This is a genomic window from Streptomyces spinosisporus (assembly GCF_022698145.1).
Classification (GTDB): domain Bacteria; phylum Actinomycetota; class Actinomycetes; order Streptomycetales; family Streptomycetaceae; genus Streptomyces; species Streptomyces spinosisporus.
In genome coordinates this window covers 106,624-127,926 of record NZ_JALDAX010000019.1, presented here as the reverse complement: position 1 = coordinate 127,926, position 21,303 = coordinate 106,624, and the positions used below count along the sequence as shown (strand labels likewise).

The window sequence follows — 21,303 nt, the reverse complement described above, 5'->3', positions numbered from 1 at the left end:
CGTTGACCACGGACTAGGCTGGCCGGATGCAGGACGAGTACCGCACGGTGGCCCACGCGGGCGTGCACGAGACCGAGGTCAACCGCTCGCGCTTCCTGTGCGCACTCGCGCCGGCGGCCACTGAGCAGGAGGCCCAGGACTTCATCGCCGCGGTGCGCAAGGAGCACGCGGACGCCACTCACAACTGCTGGGCCTACGTCGTCGGCGCCGACGCCTCGATCCAGAAGGCGAGCGACGACGGCGAACCGGGCGGCACCGCGGGCGTGCCCATGCTCCAGATGCTGCTGCGCCGCGACATGCGCTACGTCGTCGCCGTCGTCACCCGCTACTTCGGCGGGGTCAAACTCGGCGCGGGCGGCCTCATCCGGGCCTACGGCGGCGCGGTCGGCGAGGCCCTGGACGCCGTCGGCACGCTCACCCGCCGCCGGTTCCGGCTGGCCACCGTGACCGTCGACCACCAGCGCGCCGGCAAGGTCGAGAACGACCTGCGCTCCACGGGACGCGAGGTGCGCGACGTCCGCTACGGGGAGGCGGTCACCATCGAGATCGGCCTGCCGGACGCCGACGTGGACGCCTTCCGGTCCTGGCTCGCCGACGCGACCGCCGGGACCGCCGCGTTCGAACTGGGCGGGGAGGCCTACGGCGACGCCTGATGTTCCGTGGGAGGACTTCTGACGTTCCGCATGAAACGGACGTAACGGGCAGGCGTGGGGCGGCCCATGACGGCCCATGACGGGCCGATACGGGAGTAACCGCCCGTGATGTCAGACCCGGCCGTTAGGGTCGGGGATCATGAGACTGCTGCACACTTCCGACTGGCATCTCGGCCGGGCGTTCCACCGGGTGAACATGCTCGGTGCCCAGGCCGAGTTCATCGGTCACCTCGTCATGACCGTGCGCGAGCGCGGCGTGGACGCGGTGGTCGTGTCGGGGGACGTGTACGACCGCGCGGTGCCCCCGCTGGCCGCCGTCGAGCTCTACGACGACGCCCTGCACCGCCTCGCCGACCTCGGCGTGCCCACGGTCATGATCTCCGGGAACCACGACTCGGCCCGCCGACTCGGCGTGGGTGCCGGCCTCATCGACCGCGTGGGCATCCACCTGCGCACCGAGCCCTCGGCGTCCGGCACACCGGTGGTGCTCTCCGACCGCCACGGAGAGGTGGCCTTCTACGGACTGCCGTATCTCGAACCGGCCCTGGTCAAGGACGAGTTCGGGGTGGAGAAGGCGGGACACGAGGCGGTGCTCGCCGCCGCCATGGACCGGGTCCGCGCCGACCTCGCCACCCGTGCGCCCGGCACCCGCTCCGTCGTCCTCGCGCACGCCTTCGTCACCGGCGGCGAGGCCAGCGACAGCGAGCGGGACATCACCGTCGGCGGGGTCGCCTCCGTGCCCGCGGGCGTCTTCGACGGCGTGGACTACGTGGCGCTCGGTCATCTGCACGGCTGCCAGACGATCACCGAGCGCGTGCGCTACTCCGGCTCCCCGCTGGCGTACTCCTTCTCGGAGGCCGAGCACCGCAAGACCATGTGGCTCGTCGACCTCGGCGCCGACGGAGCCGTCGGCGCCGAGCGCGTCGACTGCCCGGTGCCGCGCGCGCTGGCCCGCATCCGCGGCACGCTGGAGGAGCTGCTGGCCGATCCGGGGCTGACCCGGCACGAGGAGGCCTGGATCGAGGCCACCCTCACCGACCCGGTCCGCCCGGCCGACCCCATGGCCCGGCTCACCGAGCGCTTCCCGCACACCCTGAGCCTGGTCTTCGACCCCGAGCGGGCACCCGGCGACCCCGACGTGTCGTACGCGCGTCGGCTCGCGGACCGCAGCGACCAGGAGATCGCGGAGGACTTCGTCGCCCATGTGCGCGGCGCCGGGCCCGACGAGCGCGAACGTGCCGTGCTGCGGGACGCGTTCGACGCGGTGCGCGCGGACGAGGCCGTGCGGGAGGTGGCGCGATGAGGCTGCACCGGCTGGACATCACGGCGTTCGGGCCGTTCGGCGGCTCTCAGAGCGTCGACTTCGCCGAATTGTCCGCGGCGGGACTGTTCCTGCTGCACGGGCCGACCGGCGCCGGCAAGACCTCCGTCCTGGACGCCGTGTGCTACGCCCTGTACGGCGCCGTCCCCGGCGCCCGCCAGAGCGGCCAGGGCCTCGCCCTGCGCAGCGACCACGCCGCGGCCGGCACGCGCACGGAGGTGAGCCTCGAACTGACCGTCGCCGGACGCCGGTTGGAGATCACCCGGCAGCCGCCCTGGGAGCGTCCCAAGAAGAAGGGGCGTCCGGGGACCACTGTTGACAAGGCACAGAGCTGGCTGCGCGAGTACGACGCGAAGGCCGGTGCCTGGAAGGACCTCAGCCGCTCGCACCAGGAGATCGGCGAGGAGATCACCCAGCTGCTCGGGATGAGCCGCGAGCAGTTCTGCCAGGTCGTGCTGCTGCCCCAGGGCGACTTCGCGCGCTTCCTGCGCGCCGACGCCGAGGCCCGCGGCAAGCTGCTGGGCCGCCTGTTCGACACGCACCGCTTCGCCGAGGTCGAGAAGTGCCTGGCCGAGCGCAGGCGCGCCGCCGAGGCGCAGGTCCGCGACGGCGACGCCGCCCTGCTCGCCGACGCGCACCGCATGCAGCAGGCGGCGGACGGCGCCCTGGACCTGCCGGAGCTGACCCCCGGGGAGCCCGGTCTCGCCGAGGCCGTCATAGCCGCCGCGGCCGTCGCCCGCAGCACCGCCCGCGAACAGCTGACCATCGCCCACTGCCGGCTCGCCGCCGCCGAGTCCGCCCAGGCAGCGGCCGAACGGACGCTGGACGACGTACGCGAAGTGGCCCGGCTGCAGCGGCGGTTCGCCGAGGCCCGGGAGCGCGCCGCCCGGCTGGAGCAGCGGGCCGAGGCGCACCGGGACGCCCAGGCGCGCATGGAGCGCTCCCGCAAGGCCGAGACGGTCGCCCCCGCCCTGGACCTCAGGGAGGCCGCGGACCTCGAACACCGCCGGGCGGCCGACGCCGAGGCACGCGCGCGTGCCCTGCTGCCCGCGTCGTTCGCGGACGCCGGCGCGGGCGGTCTCGCGGCCGCGGCCCGCCGCACCGCGGAGGAGCTGGGCGGCCTGGAGTCCGCCCGCCGTGCCGAACAGCGCCTGGCCGAACTCGTCGCGGAGCGCGCCGACCTGGACCGCCAGGAGCGCGCCGACGAGGACGTGCTGCAGGAGGCCGAGGCCTGGCTCGCGGACTGGGAGACGACCCGCGCCGGCCTGCAGGCCCGCATCGAGTCCGCGCAGGAGGCCGCGACCAGGGCCGAGCAGTTGTCCGTGCAACGCGAGCCCGCGCGGCGCAGGCTCGGCGCGGCCCGACAGCGCGACCAGTTCGCCCACGACACCGAGGACGCCCAGGCCCGCGTCCTCGCCGCCCGTGAGCACGCCACCGAGGCCCGTGCCCACTGGCTCGACCTCAAGGAACAGCGGCTGAGCGGCATCGCGGCCGAGCTGGCCGCGAACCTCACCGACGGCGAGCCGTGCGCCGTCTGCGGAGCAACCGAGCACCCCGCGCCCGCGCGCAAGGTCGCCGGACACGTCGACCGGGAGGCGGAGGAGCGCGCCCTCGCCGCCTACCAGCGCGCCGACGAACAGCGCGCCGAGGAGGAGCAGCGCCTCGGTCTCGTACGGGAAGCCCTGGCCGCCGCCACCGCGGAGGCCGGCGACACCCCCACGGCCCGGCTCGCCGAAGAGGTCGAGGAACTGGAGCGGGAGTACGGCCGGGCCCGCACCGCCGCCGGTGAGCTGCACGCCGCGCACGAGGAGCAGCGCCGGGCGGAGCAGGAGCATGAGCGCCGGATCGCGATACGGCAGCAGGCCGCGGTCAGAGCCGCCTCGCGGGTCGGCCACCGGGACCGGCTGGACCGCGAACGGACCGATCTGGAAGAGGAGTTGACGCAGGCGCGCGGCGCGGCCGAGAGCGTCGCCGCGCGGGCCGCGCAGCTGGAGCGCCAGGTCGCACTGCTCACCGAGGCCGCCGACACCGCGCGCATCGCCGAGGACACCGCCCAGCGGCTGAAGGACGCCGACGCCCGGCTCGCCGACGCCGCCTTCCGGGCCGGCTTCGAGACCCCGCAGGCCGCGGCGGCCGCACTCCTGGACGACGACGCCCACCGCGAACTGCAACACCGCCTGGACGCCTGGCAGTCGGAGGAGGCCGCCGTGCGCGCCGTCCTCGCCGAGACCGACACCGCTGCCGCCGCCCAGCTTCCGCCAGCCGACCTCGACGCCGCGGATCGGGCCGCGGCGCTCGCCTCCCAGCGCCTGCGCGAGGCCGCCTCCGCCCGCGACGCGGCCGCCCGCCGCTGCGGCGAGCTCGACCGGCTCTCGGCCCGCTCGGCCGCGGGCGTACGGCGCCTCGCCCCGCTGCGCGAGGAGTACGACCGGGTGGCGCGCCTGGCCACGCTCGCCGCGGGCACCTCCGCGGACAACGAGCGCAAGATGCGCCTCGAGTCCTACGTCCTTGCGGCACGCCTGGAACAGGTGGCCGCCGCGGCGACCGTGCGGCTGCAGCGCATGTCGTCCGGCCGGTACACCCTGGTCCACTCCGACGACCGCAGCGGACGCGGCCGCAGCGGCCTCGGACTGCATGTGGTCGACGCCTGGACCGGACGGGAGCGGGACACGGCGACGCTGTCGGGCGGTGAGACCTTCTTCGCCTCGCTGGCGCTCGCCCTCGGCCTCGCGGACGTCGTCACCGACGAGGCCGGCGGAGTCCGTTTGGACACCCTCTTCATCGACGAGGGCTTCGGCAGCCTCGACGAGCAGACCCTCGACGAGGTCCTCGACGTGCTCGACTCCCTGCGCGAGCGGGACCGCAGCGTCGGCATCGTCAGCCACGTCCCTGACCTGCGGCGGCGGATCCACGCGCAGCTGGAGGTCGTGAAGGGCAGATCCGGGTCCGTGCTGCGGCAGCGGGGGGCTCGGTAGCGCTGCCGGGCGGCGGCCGGGTCAGTGGCCGAGGGGCCGCCGGGGCAGCGGGGAGGAGTAGACGACGCTCGTGGTCACCGAGCCGAGCGCGCCGATCCGGCCCGCCACCTCTTCCAGATGGCGCATCGTGCGCGCGGCGACCTTGATGACGAAGCAGTCGTCGCCCGTCACATGGTGGGCCTCCAGGATCTCGGGCGTCACGGCGACCAGGTCGTGGAAGGGCTTGTAGTTGCCGGTCGGATACCGCAGCCGTACGAACGCCAGGATCGGCAGCCCCAGCCGGTCGGGGTCGACGACGGCGGCGTAGCCCTGGATGACGCCCGCCTCCTCCAGGCGGCGCACCCGTTCGGTGACCGCGCTCGGCGACATGGAGACGGCACGCGCCAGCTCCGCGAAGCTGGCGCGGCCCTCGCGCTGGAGGACATCGAGAATGCGCCAGTCGGTGGCGTCCGGGGAATACGCGGTCATCAGGGATAGATAGCAGGGAAATCCCCGGCGGAACAAGGGGAAGGCCGGGGATCGCCGCTTCAGGCGGCCGTACGACCGGCATAGATTCACGGTCATGATCACTGACACCGAGAACCCCGTTCTGCGGGTGGCGCCCGCCGCTCCGGCCGAGGCAGCCGCTCACTTCCGCGCGAGCCTCGCCTTCCACGCCGACGTCTCGGACGTCGCCGCCGCGCTCGCGGCCGGCGGCGACCCCGGCTTCGTCGTCCTGGACTCCCGCTCCACCGAGGCCTGGGACCAGGGCCACATCCCCGGCGCGGTCCATCTGCCCACCGCGCTCATCCCCGGACAGGCCGCTCGACTCCTCGACAGGGCCGTGCCGGTGGTCACCTACTGCTGGGGTCCCGGCTGCAACGGCGCGACCCGGGCGGCGCTCGCCCTCGCCGAACTCGGCTACCAGGTCAAGGAGTTGCTCGGCGGCTTCGAGTACTGGGCGCGCGAGGGCTTCGAGTTCGAGACCTGGGAGGGCCGCGAACGCCGCGCAGCCGACCCGCTGACGGCGCCGAGGCAAGGGGACGACTGCGGCTGTTGAGACGGGAGCGGAGTGGTGGGTTCCAGGGGCGTGTACGGTTCTGCGCCATGGTGCGATACTCGGAATCCGGTGTGGTGGAGTGGGTCCAGTCGGGCGGTGGCCCGTTGATTGCGGTGCCGGAGACGGTCCTGCCGTTCTGGACGGGCGCGGACGGCGAGGAGAACGCCTCCGACTACGACCGGGCCTGCGAGATCGACGGATATCTGGGGCTGCTCCCGGTCGGCGACTCGGCCGCCCTGGTCCTCGGCGACCAGCCCGCCTCCACCGCCTTCCTGCCGGAGCACGGCGCCTTCGTACGGCTGTGGGCGGCGGAGTCCGAGGACGAGGTCCTGGCCGGCGTCGACACGGCCATCACCTCGGCGGAATGGCTGCACGAGGTGAGGTGGGAAGTGCCCGGCACCGTCCTGCTGTTCGACTCGGCCTGGCCCGGCAAGGACACGGACCGGACCGACTGTCTCCGGGTCGAGCTGGAACCGGGACGGTACGCGGTGCGCGCGGCCAACGTCCAGCCGGGGCCGGAGACTTGGCTGGGGCTCGTACAACTGCGGCGGCTTCCTTAGCGGTTGGGGTCGCGGGCCCTGAGACGCACGCCTCGCGGAGGTCGAAGCGCGCGGCTTGCGGATGTTCCCGACGACGCACGCCTCACGGACGTTCGCGAAGCGCACGCCTCACGGACGTTCCCGGCGACGCACGCCTCGCAGATATTGGCGTGCGTCGCGGGGCAGTCGTCCCCATCATGGTCATCCATGCCATTGATGCCGCACCCCGCCCCCGAAGACCTCCGCCGCGACCCCCTGCCCCTGCGCGGCCGTACCGCCCTGGTGACCGGGGCGAGCAGACGGGCCGGCATCGGACATGCCGTCGCCCGGCGGCTCGCCGCGTACGGGGCGAGCGTGTATCTGCACCATCACGTGCCGCACGACTCCGCCATGCCCTGGGGCGCCGACCGTATCGAGGACGTGATCGCGTCCGTGCGTGCGGCACTCGGCGACCCGGGGGCACGTGTCGTCGCGGGCCCCGGCGACCTGACCGAGCCGTCCGCGCCCGCCGAGCTGATCGCCACCGCGACCGAGACACTCGGCGGCCGGCTCGACATCCTCGTCGCCAACCACGCCCTCAGCGGCAGCGACGGCACCCTCGACACGATCGACGCCACGATGCTCGACGCGCACTGGGCCGTCGACACCCGCTCCGTGCTGCTCCTCGTCCAGGCCTACGCCCGCCACCGCGCCACCCTGCCGCCGCGCACCCCCGGCGGACGCGTCGTGATGATGACCTCCGGCCAGGACATCGCCTCCGGCATGCCGGGCGAGATCGCCTACGCCCTCCAGAAGGGCGCCCTCGCCTCCATCACACGCTCCCTGTCCACCACGCTCACCGAGAACGCGATCACGGTGAACACCGTCAACCCCGGCCCCGTGGACACCGGTTACGCCACCGGCGAGATCTACGACGCCGTCGCCGCCCACTCCCCGGCAGGCCGCTGGGGCATGCCCGACGACCCGGCCCGCCTCATCGCCTGGCTCACCACGGACGAGGCAGCCTGGATCACGGGCGAGGTAATCAACTCGGAGGGCGGGTTTCGCCGCTGAGACGGGTTGCGCCGGCGCGGGCTCGGGAGTTGGACCGGGCGCTTTTGCGGGCCGGGGCTTCAGGGGGGCCGGGAGCGGGGTCGGGCGTAGTGCTGGGGCGGGTTTTGAGCGGGGGCGGGGCGCTGGGTCAGCTGCTGACCGGGCTGGCTCTCGGGTAGGCCCGGGGGCTCGCCTCGCCGCCAACCCGGGTCGGGCCTCGGGCCGTTCCGGGAGTCGGAAGCGCTGCCCCGACTCCGGCGCGGCCCAGGACTCGGAGCCGGGCCCCGGGGCCGGCCCCGGGGCCCGGCTCCGTGCGGGCGGAATTGGACGCGAGGCGCCGAATCCCGTACGGGCGGCCTCGGACGCAAGGCCCGGCCCCCGGCCCCCGTCCTCAGAGCCGGGACAGTTCGTCCACCAGGTCGTCGAGGCCGAGCGAGCCCTGGGAGAGGGCTGCCATGTGCCAGGCCTTGAGGTCGAAGGTGGCGCCGTGGCGTTCGCGGGCCTTTTCGCGGCCCAGGAGCCAGGCGCGCTCGCCGAGTTTGTAGCCGATGGCCTGGCCTGGGATCGTGAGGTAGCGGGTCAGCTCGCTCTCCACGAAGTCCGCCGGGCGGCTGCTGTGGGCGCCGAAGAACTCCTGCGCCAGTTCGGGCGTCCAGCGCTCGCCGGGGTGGAAGGGGGAGTCCGCCGGAATGTCCAGCTCCAGGTGCATGCCGATGTCGACGATGACCCGGGCGGCCCGCATCATCTGCGCGTCGAGGTAGCCGATGCGCTGCTCCGCGTCGGTGAGGTAGCCGAGCTCGTCCATCAGCCGCTCCGCGTACAGCGCCCACCCCTCGGCGTTCGCGCTGACCCCGCCGATGGTGGCCTGGTAGCGGGAGAGGTCCCCGGCGACGTGGGCCCACTGCGCGAGCTGGAGGTGATGCCCCGGGACGCCCTCGTGGTACCAGGTCGAGACGAGGTCGTAGACCGGGAAACGGGTCTGCCCCATGGTCGGCAGCCAGGTGCGGCCCGGGCGGGAGAAGTCCTCCGACGGGGGCGTGTAGTACGGCGCCGCCGCACCGCCGGGCGGTGCGATGCAGGACTCCACCCGCCGTACCCGCTCGGCGAGTTCGAAGTGCGTCCCGTCCAGCTCGTCGATCGCCTGGTCCATCAGGCCCTGCAGCCAGTCACGGACCTCGTCGACGCCCTCGATGTGCTTGCCGTGCTCGTCGAGGTGGGCGAGCGCCACCCACGGCGTCTCGGCGCCGGGCAGGATCTTCTCGGCCTCCTGCTTCATCTCGCCGAGCAGCCGGTGGAACTCCGACCAGCCGTACGCGTACGCCTCGTCCAGGTCGAGGTCCGTGCCGTTGAAGTAGCGCGCCCAGCGGCCGTACCGCTCGCGGCCCACCGTGTTCGGCGCACCCTCGATCGCGGGCGTGTACACATCCCGCATCCAGTCCCGCAGCTCCACGACCGCCGCGGTCGCCGCACGAGCCGCCTCGTCCAGCTCCGCGCGCAGCGCCTCGGGCCCCGCCGAGGCGAACTCCTCGAACCAGCCGCGGCCCTTGCCGTCCGTGTCCGACCACTCGGTGAGCTGCTCGACGAAGGTGGCCGTCGGGCGCGGGGCGGCGTACAGCTTGCGCTCCAGGCCGAGCGAGAGGGACTCGCGGTATCCGGCGTACGCGGCGGGCACCGCTCGCAGCCGCTCGGCGATCGCCGCCCAGTCCTCCTCGGACTGGTTCGGCGTCACGGTGAAGACCTCGCGCACCGAGTGCGCGGGAGTCGCCATGTTGCCGACCGCGCGCAGCCCCTCCTCGGCCTCGTGCACGGCCAGTTCGGCCGTCAGCCGCTCGCGCAGCAGACGGCCGCAGCGGCGCTCGATGTCACGGTCCGCGCCGGGCTGCCGCTCGGCCTCGTCGAGCCGCTCCAGGGTCCGCCGCGCCAGCTGTGCGAGCGCCTCCTGCCCCCCGGGCGACAGATCGGGCAGCCTGCTCGAACTCTCCTTCACTCCGAGGTACGTACCGGTCACCGGATCGAGGGCGATGAGCTCGTCGACGTAGGCGTCGGCGACCTCGCGGGGCAGCGGGTTCGTGGTCTGTGACATGCGGTCCATCCTCATACGAGGGCCCGCCGCACGTCACCCTGATTGTGCCGAGGGCGTAGGCGGAAGGAGCGGTCCGCAGTCCCACTGCTGGAAGATCAGCCGGGTCTCCACACGGGCCACTTCCCGCCGCGACGTGAACTCGTCCAGGACCAGCCGCTGCAGATCGGCCATGTCCGCGACCGCGACATGCACCAGGTAGTCGTCAGGCCCGGTCAGATGGAAGACCGTGCGGGACTCGGGCAGCGCCCGGATCCGCTCCACGAACGGCCCCACCAGCTCCCGCCGGTGCGGCCTGACCTGCGCCGAGAGCAGCGCCTCGAGGCCGCGCCCCAGCTTGGCCGGATCGAGCCGCAGCTGATGCCCGAGGATCACACCCGCGCGGCGCAACCGCGTCACCCGGTCCAGGCAGGTCGACGCCGCCACGCCGACCTGCGCGGCGAGGTCGCGGTAGGTGGTCCGGGCGTCGTTCTGCAGCAGCCGCAGAAGATGAAGATCCACCGGATCCAGTACGACAGATTCGGGCATCGTCCGAACGTAGCACGCCATCCACCTCCCGCCACCCGGCGGTTGTTCATTCTCCGTGCATGGACTCCACGCGAGCACTGCCCGGCTCCACGAGAGCACTGGCCACCGAAGCCGTCCACGCCGGCCGCGACGACCTCGCCCGGCAGGGACTGCACGCCGCGCCGATCGACCTGTCGACCACCTATCCCTCGTACGACAGCCGGGGCGAGGCGGCCCGTATCGACGCCTTCGCCGCCACCGGTGCCGAACCCGAGGGCCCGCCCGTCTACGGGCGCCTGGGCAACCCGACGGTCGCCCGCTTCGAGACCGCGCTGGCCCGCCTGGAGGGCACGGATTCGGCAGTCGCCTTCGCCAGCGGTATGGCGGCACTGACGGCCGTCCTCCTCGTACGCGCCTCCGCGGGCCTGCGCCATGTCGTCGCCGTACGCCCCCTGTACGGCTGCAGCGACCATCTGCTGACCGCCGGGCTCCTCGGCTCGGAGGTGACCTGGACCGACCCCGCCGGAATCACGGACGCCCTGCGCCCCGACACCGGTCTGGTGATGGTCGAGTCCCCGGCCAATCCGACCCTCGCCGAATTGGACCTGCGGGCCGTCGCCCACGCCTGCGGCTCCGTCCCACTGCTCGCGGACAACACCTTCGCCACGCCGGTGCTGCAGCGCCCCGCCGAACAGGGCGCACGGCTGGTGCTGCACAGCGCCACCAAGTACCTCGGCGGACACGGCGACGTGATGGCGGGCGTGGTGGCCTGCGACGAGGAACTCGCCGGGCAGCTGCGGCAGGTCCGGTTCGCCACCGGTGGCGTACTGCATCCGCTCGCCGGCTATCTCCTGCTGCGCGGCCTCGCGACCCTCCCGGTGCGCGTCCGGGCCGCCTCGGCCAACGCCGCCGAACTCGCCGCCCGTCTCGCCGCCGACCCGCGCGTCACACGCGTCCACTACCCGCGCATCGGCGGCGCCATGATCGCCTTCGAGGTCGCCGGCGACCCGCACGAGGTCATCGCCGGCGTCCGCCTCGTCACCCCGGCCGTCAGCCTGGGCAGCGTCGACACCCTCATCCAGCACCCGGCCTCCATCAGCCACCGCATCGTCGACGCCGACGACCGCCGCACAGCAGGAGTCAACGACCACCTGCTACGCCTCTCGGTGGGCCTGGAGGACGTAGAGGACCTCTGGACGGACCTGGACACGGCACTGGGGCGCACCTGCTCCCTGCAAGGGGCGCGGGGATCGGGGCGCGTCAGCGCCGATCCAGGGGCGCGGGGAACTGCGCGACAAGCCACAGCGAACCGCTAGCCGCCCACACACCCCAACCCCTACGGCGCTTCGAACCGCCCAACCTCACCCGCACCGGACAACTCCCCCCGCTCCCGGGCGGAGCCCCCACCCAGGCGCGCAGTGATCACCAGGGTCCCCTCCTCGACCTGATAGTCGAGGGGGAGCCCCAGTCCCCGCATCGCGGCAACCATCCCGGTGTTGGACGCCTGCGTCACGGCGTACACACTCGCGCACCCCGCCTGCGCAGCCATCCCCACCAGCCGCTCCAGCAGCTCGGCACCGATGCCGCGCCGCTGCCACTTGTCCTCGACCAGCAGCGCGACCTCCGTCTCGTCCCCGTCCCACAGGAGGTGGCCGAGACCGACGATGCGTCCCGAGGCGGTCTGCACCGCCAGGGTGCGGCCGAAGCGGGGGCTGAGCAGGTGGCCGAGGTAGCGGTCCGCGTCGCCGACCGGCCCGTGGTAGCGCCTGCCGAGAGTGGCCGGCGAGCACCGCTGGTGCATCGCCTTCGCGGCCTCCAGGTCGCGTTCGTCGGCCCGGCGCACGGTGATCTCGTTGCCCTCGGGCAGCGTCAGCACGTCCCGGCCGCGCGGCAGGCGCGGTCCGAGCAGGCCGTCCAGCTCCACGAGGGCCCGTGCGCGGGCGAACTCGGTCGGGGTGAACGGCAGATACGGCCGCTCCACGGCGATCACTCCGCCCTCGGGCGCCCGAAGACGCATCACGGTGTCCTCAAGAACGCCTTCCACGGGGACGCACTGATCGGGGACGCCTTGGACAGCAACGCCATCGACGGCGACGCCTCCGCCGGACACACCCTCCGTCGCCCGGCCACCGCCGACCGGCGCGGCCGGACGCTGACGGATGGTGCACCGGCCCAGCAACTGCCTGAGCGCGAGCGGCAGTTCGGCCGCATCCAGTGCCGTGCGCGCGGCCAGGCCCAGGACCCGGGTCGGCGCGTCCACCAGGTCGTGGGCGTCGGCCCGCTCCATCCAGGTGTCGGCGCCACCGGCCCGCGAGACCACCCGGTCGAGTTCGGTCGCCATGAGCTCACCGGGCGCCCGCAGCAGGAACTCGTCCACCGTCCCCTCGGCCAGCGGATGCGTCTGCAGGCTCAGGATGTCGACCCGCCGCTCGGCGAGCGCCGTGCACAGCACGGCCAGCGAGCCCGGTTCGTCCCGCACGGTCGTCCGCATCCGCCATAGGGCGCTGTCCGCGGACGGCCCGGTCTGCTGCTCCGGCGGGAGCGACCGGGCGCCGGTATCGCTCGCCGGTGGTGCATGACCGTGGCGGCGTGTCCACCACGAGTGGAACCCCTCGGCGGCGGTACGGACCACCGCCCTCACGGAACGGTTCTGGTGTGCATGCGTCGCGTCAGACATGTCTCGAGTCATGCAACTACTGTGAAGGAAGGGTGTTGCGTGATCACGAACGTCCTGTGACCGATGGGTAAAGCGTGCCTATGCTCCCTTTGTCAAACTATTGACTATTTCTCTCGGCTCCAGGGTGAGCGCGATCCGCAACCGGCGGGCCTGGGACACCAGCCGGGACGCACCGCGCCGCTGCGCCGCCTGTGCCAGGTGCGGCAGTTCGCCCCGCGCCCCGCATCGCTCGGCGCACTCCGCGGCCACCGCCAGCAGATCGCCGAGCCCGCGCGCCGGCGTATTCGCGCCGCCCACCGCGAGTTCGGCCAGCAGCACGGGCAGGGTGTGCCGCAGCATTTCCCAGACCGTGGCGTTCGCGCCCGTGGCCGCAGCCGTCCGCGCCGACTCCGCGAGCCGCACCGGCTTGACGGCCCCGCGCCGTATCAACTGGCCCAGATCCGCGCCCAGTCGGGCCGCGTCGAGCTGTCCGCGCGCCGCCAGCGTCAGCAGCGCGTCCACCGCGGCGAGCCGGTCCTCCGGATGCCGGGCGCCGAGACCGTACGCCAGACACAGATGCACGGCCTCGCCCGCCGCACCGCCGGACTCGGCCAGCAGCGGCAGGAACGCGGCGGCTCCCCGAGCGTCGTCCACGGCCGCGGTGGACACGTCGCGCAGCAGCCGTACGGCCACCAGCTCGCGTCGCTCGGGCAGCAGCGCCAGCCAGTGGCGTCGTATGTCCCCGCTCCAGTGGTAGCAGTACCAGCGCTCCCGGTAGACGCTCACCGGCCGGCCGAGCGGACGGAACTCCGCCGGGAAGTCCTCCTGCAGCTCCGGCAGTTCACCGTATTCGAGCAGGATGCGGTTGCCCGAGGTACGCCTCCGCTCCACGGGAAGATCCGGGCCCCGATGGGTCAGCCGGCGGGCGAGTCGCGCACCCTCTGTCGTGCCGAGCGCCGCCGCGCGTTCGGCGGCCGTCTCTGCCGCGGCCCGGTCCTCGCGCCGCACCCGCAGCAGCGCCTGCGCGAAGTCCGCCTCGCCGACCCGTGCGTCCAGACGTACGTACTCGGCCAGGCGGTCCACCAGTTCGTCCGGCTCCAGCAGGCCCGTGCTCCAGGTGGGCGTCGACAGCAGGAACGGCAGCGGCTCGGTCCGCAGTCGGTAGGACACCTCCCACAGGCGGGCTTCGAAGGCCCGGGAGAGCGGACTGTGCACACAGGCCGTGCCCGCAGTGCCCTGCTGGACCGACCTGAGGAGTGTCGCGGTGTGCACACGACCGTGGAGGGTGGCGAGGAGGAGGTCGAGCCCGTCGGCGGCGTTGTAGATGCGGTCCGCTCGGCCGAAGTGGTCGTCGGCACGCATGACGTACCTGGGATCCGTGCTGTTCCACCAGCGGCGCGCGACCACCGGCGTGAGCGCTTCGAGGAGAACGTCACGGTCCCGGTGGGCATGGCGCACCAGTCCGTCCAGCGCCCGCTCGAACGCGGCCACGTCCCCCTCCGTCGCCATCAGCGCCCCCACCTCCTCGGCGAGCTCCGCCGCCGTCTCCGGGGCGGGCGCCAGCCGCACCGGCTCCGGCGCCAGTGGCAACACCTCCGCGTAGGCGACCGGTTCAGGCCCGGCCTGCTCGGCCCCCAGCGTCCGCACCGCCCGGACACGGAGAGCGGGGATCAACTGGTCGGCGGCGGATGCCAGTTCGGCCCGGACGTCCTCGGACTCGACCTTCTTCAGATGGCGCTCCACCAGCTTCAGCGCCCGCTCCTGCACCTCGGAGTCCTCGTGTCCGAAGGCCTGCGCGACGGCGGGCAGCAGCTCCTCGGCGGTGGAGGCGTCGCGGGTGAGGATCTTCCTGAGCAGGACGAGCTGGGCGCGCACCAGCTTCTTCTCCGGACGGAACAGCACCGCGTCGGACATCTCGGCCAGCTGTCGCGGCGTCAACCCGCCGTCGAGGGCGAGGGCGCCGAGCACCGACTGGGCGTGCGAGGCGACGGGCGAGACCGCGTCGGAGGCGAGGGCCAGCCAGTCGGCGATCCGCGCCCGCTGCTCCTCGGCCGTCAGGGACAGATCCTTCAACAGCCGCAGGAACGCCCGCTGATCGGCCGTGGTGCCGCCCCGCAGCAGCCGGGCCACACAGGCGTCGATCATCGCCCCGCGGTCGAGCGTGCCCTCGGCGGCGAGCCGGCTGAGCGCGCCGTACCAGCTGTTGGGGCCGTCGCCCGCCAGCCACCCGAAGAAGCCGCCGATGTCGTCGGTCTCGAAGAGCGCGGCCACCAGCTGCGGCAGATACGGGTCCTGCCGGAGCCGGTCCAGCACCGTCTCCTCGCGCTGCCAGGTCGCGCCGATGTGACCCAGCCAGCCCCGCACATAGGCATCCGTGGTCGGCACCGGGCAGCCCGACAACCGCACCAGACCCGCCATCAGCTCGTACGGCACCCCGGAGCTCGCCGGCCGCTCGGCCAGCCGGTGGGTGACATCGGCGAGCCACTTCGGATCGCGGTCGCCCAGGATGCGCAGCAGCAGGGCCGGTGAGGTGCGCGACCAGCGCATGTCGGCGGCGGCGATCCAGGCCGCCACGGCCGCCGCGCCCGTCTGGCAGGCCACCCCGGCGACATACAGCGGCGGATAGGCGCGGCGCGAGCCGGCGTCCCAGGGAGCCGCCCGCAGCTCCTTGCGCAGCGCCTTCAACTCCCCGAAGACCGCGCGTCGTTCGGCATCCGTCATCTCGTCGAGCAGGCTCACCGCCTCGGCGGTCCGTCCCGCCCGCACCGCATCCATCAGCGCATTCATCGCACACCCCCGTCGACCCGTGTCCTGCCCTGCTCCACCGCGGCGCCGCCCCGCCGCACCATCCGCACCGCCAGCGCGTGCTTGCACGGCCCCCGGCCGCCGCGGTACTTCGCCCACCACAGACAGCTGCAGCTGAGCACCCCCGCCTCGTCCCGCACCCGGTGCACATGACCGTCCTCGGCCGTCACCGTCCCGAGGGGGCCGTCCAGCGTGACCGCTCCCGCGGCCACCAGCGCCCGGGCCGAGCGCAGTCTCGGGTTGTGCCGCTCCACCCGCTCGGCGTCGTAGGGCAGTTCGCGGTGGAAGTAGGCCGCCTCCGCCGTGTCGTAGCCCACGCGGCCGGAGGTGCCCAGACGGACCAGGGCGGCACGGACCCGCTCGGCGGTGAGACCCGAGGAGGCGGCCAGGTCGGACACGTCGATACGGGGCTCCCAGGCGAGCAGCACCGAGATCAGCTCCGCGTCCTCGGCGGCCTCGTCGGTGGCGAGCGCGTCGAGGACCCCGCCCTCGCCGGAGAACCCGCGCGAGGCGTCCGGCGACAGGGTGAGCGTCAGCCGCATCCCGGGCAGGACGGCCTCCCAGGCACTCGCCACGGAGGCGGCGCCCGCGGCCGCGGGGCCGTAGACCCGCAGCGCCGAAGCGTGCCGCAGGACACGCCGGAGCGCGATCAGCCGCTCCGGTCCGGGCAGGCAGACCGCGCCGGGCACCGGCCGTGTGGTCGGGCGCAGGGTGCCGCCCGCGGGCACCACCCACCGCGGGCCCGTCGCGGCGCCCCGTCCGCCCCCGCGCGGCAGCGCGCGCAGGAACCGCACGGCCTCGGCCGCGGGCAGCTCGGCCCGCAGATCGAAGCCGCCGGCGATCACCTGGGCCTCCGCGAACCCCCGCAGCCATCGGTCCGGCAGCGGCACCTTCTTCTCCACGACCGGCCCGTCCAGCGTCGTGACGGCCAACTCCTCGGGTCCGACCCGCAGATGCAGCGGATCGTCCGAACCGATCCGGGAGAGTGCCTCGCGCAGCGGGTTGTTGACGTCGACGTTCGTCGTGCCGTGGCCCACCTCGCCGCCGTCCAGGCCCGGCTCCAGCACGTCCAGCCGGGCGTACACCCCGCAGCAGCCGGAGAAGGACTCGAAGCGCAGCCGGTCGCCGTTGCCCGTCACCACCGGGTCGAGCGAGGCGTTGAGCTGCCGCTGGTAGTAGCGGACGGCGGCCACGTCCGCCACGGCGAGCAGCCCCGCGGCAGTCACCTGAGGAGACGTCAGGAAGCCTGCGAAGAAACGGGGATGGTCCTCAGCCCCACGGGGTGTCGCACCCTGCGAGGTCTCCAGTCCCAGGCGTCGTCCACCCGCCGAGGACTCCAGCACGGAGGGTCGTCGATAGGCCACGGCCTGCAAAGATCGCGTCATGGAAAAACCGTAGGGGCGACCACTGACAATCGGCTTCGACCTGCGAGAACGGCGGTGCGACAAGGGTTCGCGGATCCGGCGCGGCCGGGCTGCCGGACGCACGAAGGCCGCGCACCGGGGGATGACGCCGGTACGCGGCCTGACGAAAAGGGTACGGGAGTTACTGGCCGACGCGACCCGGCTGCAGCGACTTGGTGAACAGCACGGTGCCGTCGTACTCGCGCAGCCGCACCGTCAGCTCCCCGCTGTCACCGTCGATGTCGACCTCGCCGAAGAACTGGTACCCCTCGGCCGGCGACACGTTCGAGGCGGTCGGCGCCTTGACGAACACCCGGTCCGGGCCGAAGGTGCCGTCGAGCGCGTTGGCCGGGAACGAACCGGCGTTGAGGGGCCCGGACACGAACTCCCAGAACGGCGCGAAGTCCTTGAACGCGGCGCGCGAGGGGTCGTAGTGCTGGGCCGAGGTGTAGTGCACGTCCGCGGTCAGCCACACCGTGCCGGTGATGCGGCGGTGCTTGATGTACCGCAGCAGCTCCGCGATCTGCAGCTCGCGGCCGAGCGGCGCGCCCGGGTCGCCCTGGGCGACGGCCTCGATGTTGGCCTTGCCCTCGTTCGTGTCGGGCACGACGAGGCCGAGCGGCATGTCGGCGGCGATGACCTTCCACACCGCCCGCGACCGCGACAGCTCGCGCTTGAGCCACTCCAGCTGCTCGGCGCCGAGGATGCCCTGCGGGTCGGTCGTCTGGTCGTCGGACGAGTTGGCGTTGCGGTACGTGCGCATGTCGAGCACGAAGACGTCGAGCAGCGGGCCGTGGTGGTGGACGCGGTAGATCCGGCCGTCCGGGCGGCCGCTGATGGTGGAGATGGGGAAGTACTCGGAGAACGCCCGCCGGGAGCGCAGCGCCAGGTCGTCCAGCTTCGTTCCGGCCGGGTACGGGGTCCCGGAGCCGATGACCTCGCCCGGGTACCAGTTGTTGCGGACCTCGTGGTCGTCCCACTGGATGATGTTCGGTACCTGCGCGTTGAAGCGGCGCAGCGCCTGGTCCAGCAGGTTGTAGCGGAAGTTGCCGCGGAAGTCGTCGAGAGTCACCGCGACGTGCGACTTCTCCTCGGTGGTGACGTTGCGGTAGAGGCTGCCGTCGGGCAGTGCCTGGGTCGCCGAAATGGCGCCGTCGGCATAGATGTTGTCGCCGCTGCACAGGAAGAAGTCCGGGTCCGTCCTCGCCATCGCGTCGAAGATCCGGTAGCCGCCGATGGACTCGTTGATGCCCCAGCCCTGGCCCGCCAGGTCGCCGGACCACACGAACCTCACGCCGTCGCGCCGCCTCGCGGGCGCCGTGCGGAAGGTGCCGGTCACCGGCTCGCCGGTACGGCGCGGGTCGTCCGGGTCGGCGAGCAGCACGCGGTAGTGGATCTGCTCGCCCGCGGGCAGGCCGTGCAGCCGGGTCGTGCCGGTGAAGTCCGAGTCCGCACCGAGCAGCGGGCCGTGCCATCTGCGAGGTGCGCGGAACGACTCCGTCGCGGACGTCTCCACGATCATCCGGGCCGGGCGGTCGGAACGCACCCACACCAGGCCCGAGTCGCAGGTCACGTCTCCTGCCTGCACGCCCCAGCCCGCCCTGGGGCGTCCCGAGAGGGCGAAGGCGGGTGCCGCACCGAGAGCGGTGGGCACGGTCAGCGCCGCCGACGCGGCGAGGGTGCCGCGCAGCACGCTGCGGCGGCCCGGGAACGGACGGTGTGACATGGATGCGCCTCCAGGGACGGGATCCGGCCAGTGTGCGATGCCACAACTACTGGTGCGCCGCAGCGCACACGGAAACCACAAGTGAACAACTGACGCCGGAGGCAACGGAATGGGCGTGCGGGGGAGGGGACTTCAAGGCGAAAGAGACCAGCCATACGGCGGCTGTCGGTGCCTTGTGGCGGCGGCTCCGGCACCGGTCACACCGCCTCCGCGGCACGCGCCATCAGCCGTACGCCCGCTCGGATTCGCGCGGGGGAGAGATGCGCGTACCCGAGGACAAGACGTACGCCCTGGTCCTGTTCGTGCCCGGCACGCGCGTGCGTGTAGTCCGTCAGCGGGCGCACGGCGACGCCGGCCGCGGCCGTACGGTCGAGGAAGACGTCCTGCGGACCGTACCGGCGCGGGAGCGCGGCGATGACGTGCAGCCCCGCCGCGATCCCGGCGACCTGCGAGCCCGGGAAGTGCTCCTCCAAGGCGGCCACCAGCGTGTCGCGCCGTTCGCGGTACGCGCGCTGGCAGCGGCGCAACTGCCGGTCGTAGTCACCGCGCTCGACGAAGCGCGCGAACAGCGCCTGGTCGAGGGTGGGATGGCCCAGATCCATGGTGCGCTTGCGCTCGATCACCTCGTCGGCCAGCGACTCCGGTACGAGCAGCCAGCCGAGCCGCAGACCCGGCGCGAGCGACTTGCTGACCGAGCCGGCGTAGGCGACGTGCTCCGGGTCGAGGCCCTGCAGCGCGCCCACTGGGGCGCGGTCGTAGCGGAAGTCGCCGTCGTAGTCGTCCTCCAGGACGAGGCCGTCCACGGAGCGCGCCCAGTCGAGCAATTCGGTGCGGCGGCGTGCGGAGTAGGCGATCCCGGTCGGGAACTGGTGCGAGGGCGTCGTCACCACGGCCCGCACACCCGACTCCCGTAGCGGCCCCACCACGACTCCCTCGCCGTCCAGGGGGAGCGGCACAGTCGTCACGCCGGCCGAGGCGTACAGGGCGTCGTGCTGCGGGCTTCCGGGATCCTCGACGCCGACGGTGCGCATCCCGCGCGCGTGGAGCACGAAGCCGAGCAGGGTCGTCGCCTGCGCCACCCCGGAGACGACGACGATCCGCTCCGGGTCCGCGACCACGCCCCGCCGCCGCGCCAGCAGTTCCGCGAGCGCGGTGCGCAGCCGCGGCAGCCCGCGCGGATCGGGATACCCGAGGTCCTGGTGGGGCAGCTCCGTCAGAACCGCGCGCTGTGCCGCGGCCCAGGCGGAGCGCGGGAACAGCGACAGGTCCGGTGTGCCCGCCACGAAGTCGGCGCGCGTACCGGGGGAGCGCGGGGCGAGGTCACGCGCGCGTGGCGACGCGGCCCGCACGGCACCGCCCACCCATGTGCCGGCGCCCCGCCCGCTGCGCAGATAGCCCTCCGCCGTCAACTGCTCGTACGCCTCGGTGATCAGCCCCCGTGACACCCCGAGATCGGCGGCGAGGTCACGGCTCGACGGCAGCCGCGTACCCGGAGCCAGCCTCCCCGTACGAACCGCCTCGCGCAGCGCCGCCTGAAGTGACCGTCCACGCGTGCGTGCCGGAGCGGAGACGGCGGGCAGCAGCAGCTCCCAGGCGGGGGAGCCGGCGCCCGCATCCGCGCTCTCGGCCGGGCCGGGAGCCTTCGCCCTGTCACGTGCCCGGCCCCGATTGGTCTCCGATGGCGTCATGGAAATGGATCTTAAACCGGACCGCCGTACTGCCTAGCGTCGCCGCCATGAACGCCACCACCGCGCGCGGGTCCCTGCTCGCCGCGCTCGCCTGTGTCCTCGTCGGCGGGTCCTTCACCGCGAACAGCGTCCTCGGCCACTACCCGTACGCGGGCGGCCAGTTCCTGCGCTACGGCCTGGCCTGTGTGCTGCTCCTGCCGCCGGCCCGAGCAGGTGCGCCCGCCCGGTTGCGGGCGCTCGCGCCCCGCCAGTGGCTGCGCCTCGCGCTGCTCGCCGCCGTCGGCATGGTCGGCTTCAACCTGGCGGTGATCGCGGCAGAGCGCTCCGCGGAACCGGCGGTGCCCGGCGTCTTCGTGGGCTGCGCGCCCGTGGCCGTGGGCGTCCTGGTCCCGCTCCTGGACGGGCGCAGGCCCCAACGCACCGTGCTGTGCGGGGCGTTGCTGGTCGCCTGCGGTGCCTTCACCGTCCAGGGGTGGGGCCGTACGGACGGCACCGGCATCGTCTGGTCCGTCTGTGCGCTGGCCGGCGAGGTCGGGTTCGCCGTGCTCGCCGTGCCCGTCCTGCGGCCCCTGGGGCCGCGGCTGCTGTCCGCCACGGTGTGCGGGCTCGCGGCGGTCGAGTCCGCGGCGGCCGGGCTGCTCGTGGACGGCACGGACTGGCTGCGGCGCCCGGACGGCACTGAGACCGCCGCCCTGCTGTGGCAGGCGGCGGTCGTCACCGTCGTCGGCTTCGTGTGCTGGTACATGGGCATGCAGCGGCTCGGTGCCGAGCGTGCCACGCTGTTCTCCGGCCTCATCCCGGTCGCCGCCGCCGGCACGGCCCCGCTCGTCGGAACGGGCTCCTACGGGGCCGCCCAGGCCCTCGGCAGCGCACTCGTCG

Annotated in this window: 15 protein-coding genes and 1 pseudogene; 8 read left to right on the top strand and 8 right to left on the bottom strand. The window is 73.4% G+C overall.

The window, feature by feature from the left end; translation table 11 throughout:
• The first annotated feature begins 26 nt into the window (after positions 1 to 26).
• The 3 genes from MQN93_RS36055 (at position 27) to MQN93_RS36045 (ending at position 4,949) form a co-directional block, all read left to right on the top strand.
• Positions 27 to 653 (top strand): YigZ family protein, encoded by a 627-nt coding sequence (locus tag MQN93_RS36055; RefSeq protein WP_242712849.1) that lies wholly within the window; start codon positions 27 to 29, stop codon positions 651 to 653.
• A gap of 139 nt (positions 654 to 792) precedes the next feature.
• The gene (locus MQN93_RS36050) at positions 793 to 1,956 is read left to right on the top strand and encodes an exonuclease SbcCD subunit D (protein WP_242712848.1); all 1,164 of its coding nucleotides are present in this window, start codon (positions 793 to 795) and stop codon (positions 1,954 to 1,956) included.
• Positions 1,953 to 4,949, top strand: a complete 2,997-nt coding sequence (locus MQN93_RS36045; protein WP_242712847.1) for an AAA family ATPase — start codon at positions 1,953 to 1,955, stop codon at positions 4,947 to 4,949. The genes MQN93_RS36050 and MQN93_RS36045 overlap by 4 nt, the downstream gene beginning before the upstream one ends.
• A gap of 21 nt (positions 4,950 to 4,970) precedes the next feature.
• Here the strand turns inward: MQN93_RS36045 and MQN93_RS36040 are convergent, their stop codons facing one another.
• The gene (locus MQN93_RS36040) at positions 4,971 to 5,417 is read right to left on the bottom strand and encodes an Lrp/AsnC family transcriptional regulator (protein WP_016434010.1); all 447 of its coding nucleotides are present in this window, start codon (positions 5,415 to 5,417) and stop codon (positions 4,971 to 4,973) included.
• Between the two features lie 94 nt (positions 5,418 to 5,511).
• Between MQN93_RS36040 and MQN93_RS36035 the strand changes: the two genes are divergently transcribed.
• The 3 genes from MQN93_RS36035 to MQN93_RS36025 all read left to right on the top strand — a co-directional run bounded on the left by MQN93_RS36035 (position 5,512) and on the right by MQN93_RS36025 (position 7,580).
• Positions 5,512 to 5,988: a rhodanese-like domain-containing protein gene (locus MQN93_RS36035; RefSeq protein WP_016434009.1), complete on the top strand. Its 477-nt coding sequence runs from the start codon at positions 5,512 to 5,514 to the stop codon at positions 5,986 to 5,988.
• Positions 5,989 to 6,035: 47 nt separating this feature from the next.
• The gene (locus tag MQN93_RS36030) at positions 6,036 to 6,548 is read left to right on the top strand and encodes an immunity 21 family protein (protein WP_242712846.1); all 513 of its coding nucleotides are present in this window, start codon (positions 6,036 to 6,038) and stop codon (positions 6,546 to 6,548) included.
• A 186-nt stretch (positions 6,549 to 6,734) separates the two neighbouring features.
• On the top strand, positions 6,735 to 7,580 hold the full coding sequence (locus MQN93_RS36025; protein WP_242712845.1) for an SDR family oxidoreductase: 846 nt from the start codon (positions 6,735 to 6,737) through the stop codon (positions 7,578 to 7,580).
• A gap of 370 nt (positions 7,581 to 7,950) precedes the next feature.
• Here MQN93_RS36025 and MQN93_RS36020 read toward each other — a convergent pair whose 3' ends face one another.
• Positions 7,951 to 9,642 (bottom strand): DUF885 domain-containing protein, encoded by a 1,692-nt coding sequence (locus MQN93_RS36020; RefSeq protein ID WP_242712844.1) that lies wholly within the window; start codon positions 9,640 to 9,642, stop codon positions 7,951 to 7,953.
• A gap of 33 nt (positions 9,643 to 9,675) precedes the next feature.
• Positions 9,676 to 10,167 (bottom strand): Lrp/AsnC family transcriptional regulator, encoded by a 492-nt coding sequence (locus tag MQN93_RS36015; protein WP_242712843.1) that lies wholly within the window; start codon positions 10,165 to 10,167, stop codon positions 9,676 to 9,678.
• A gap of 59 nt (positions 10,168 to 10,226) precedes the next feature.
• Between MQN93_RS36015 and MQN93_RS36010 the strand changes: the two genes are divergently transcribed.
• Positions 10,227 to 11,462 (top strand): trans-sulfuration enzyme family protein, encoded by a 1,236-nt coding sequence (locus MQN93_RS36010; protein ID WP_242712842.1) that lies wholly within the window; start codon positions 10,227 to 10,229, stop codon positions 11,460 to 11,462.
• 20 nt (positions 11,463 to 11,482) lie between these two features.
• Here the strand turns inward: MQN93_RS36010 and MQN93_RS36005 are convergent, their stop codons facing one another.
• The 5 genes from MQN93_RS36005 to pdxR all read right to left on the bottom strand — a co-directional run bounded on the left by MQN93_RS36005 (position 11,483) and on the right by pdxR (position 20,424).
• Entirely contained in the window at positions 11,483 to 12,823 is a 1,341-nt protein-coding gene (locus MQN93_RS36005) for a GNAT family N-acetyltransferase (RefSeq protein ID WP_372504520.1), read from the bottom strand.
• 78 nt (positions 12,824 to 12,901) lie between these two features.
• On the bottom strand, positions 12,902 to 15,589 hold the full coding sequence (locus tag MQN93_RS36000) for a DUF7824 domain-containing protein (protein WP_242712840.1): 2,688 nt from the start codon (positions 15,587 to 15,589) through the stop codon (positions 12,902 to 12,904).
• Complete coding sequence (locus tag MQN93_RS35995; RefSeq protein ID WP_242712839.1) at positions 15,586 to 16,992, bottom strand: SWIM zinc finger family protein; 1,407 nt, start codon at positions 16,990 to 16,992, stop codon at positions 15,586 to 15,588. The genes MQN93_RS36000 and MQN93_RS35995 overlap by 4 nt, the downstream gene beginning before the upstream one ends.
• Before the next feature lie 160 nt (positions 16,993 to 17,152).
• Entirely contained in the window at positions 17,153 to 18,736 is a 1,584-nt protein-coding gene (locus tag MQN93_RS35990; protein ID WP_242712838.1) for an alkaline phosphatase D family protein, read from the bottom strand.
• Positions 18,737 to 18,933: 197 nt separating this feature from the next.
• Complete coding sequence (gene pdxR / locus MQN93_RS35985) at positions 18,934 to 20,424, bottom strand: MocR-like pyridoxine biosynthesis transcription factor PdxR (RefSeq protein ID WP_242712837.1); 1,491 nt, start codon at positions 20,422 to 20,424, stop codon at positions 18,934 to 18,936.
• Here pdxR and MQN93_RS44550 point away from each other — a divergent pair.
• Positions 20,415 to 20,828 (top strand): annotated as a pseudogene (locus MQN93_RS44550) (DMT family transporter); the annotation flags it as partial. The gene pdxR and the pseudogene MQN93_RS44550 overlap by 10 nt on opposite strands.
• Positions 20,829 to 21,303: the final 475 nt, after the last annotated feature.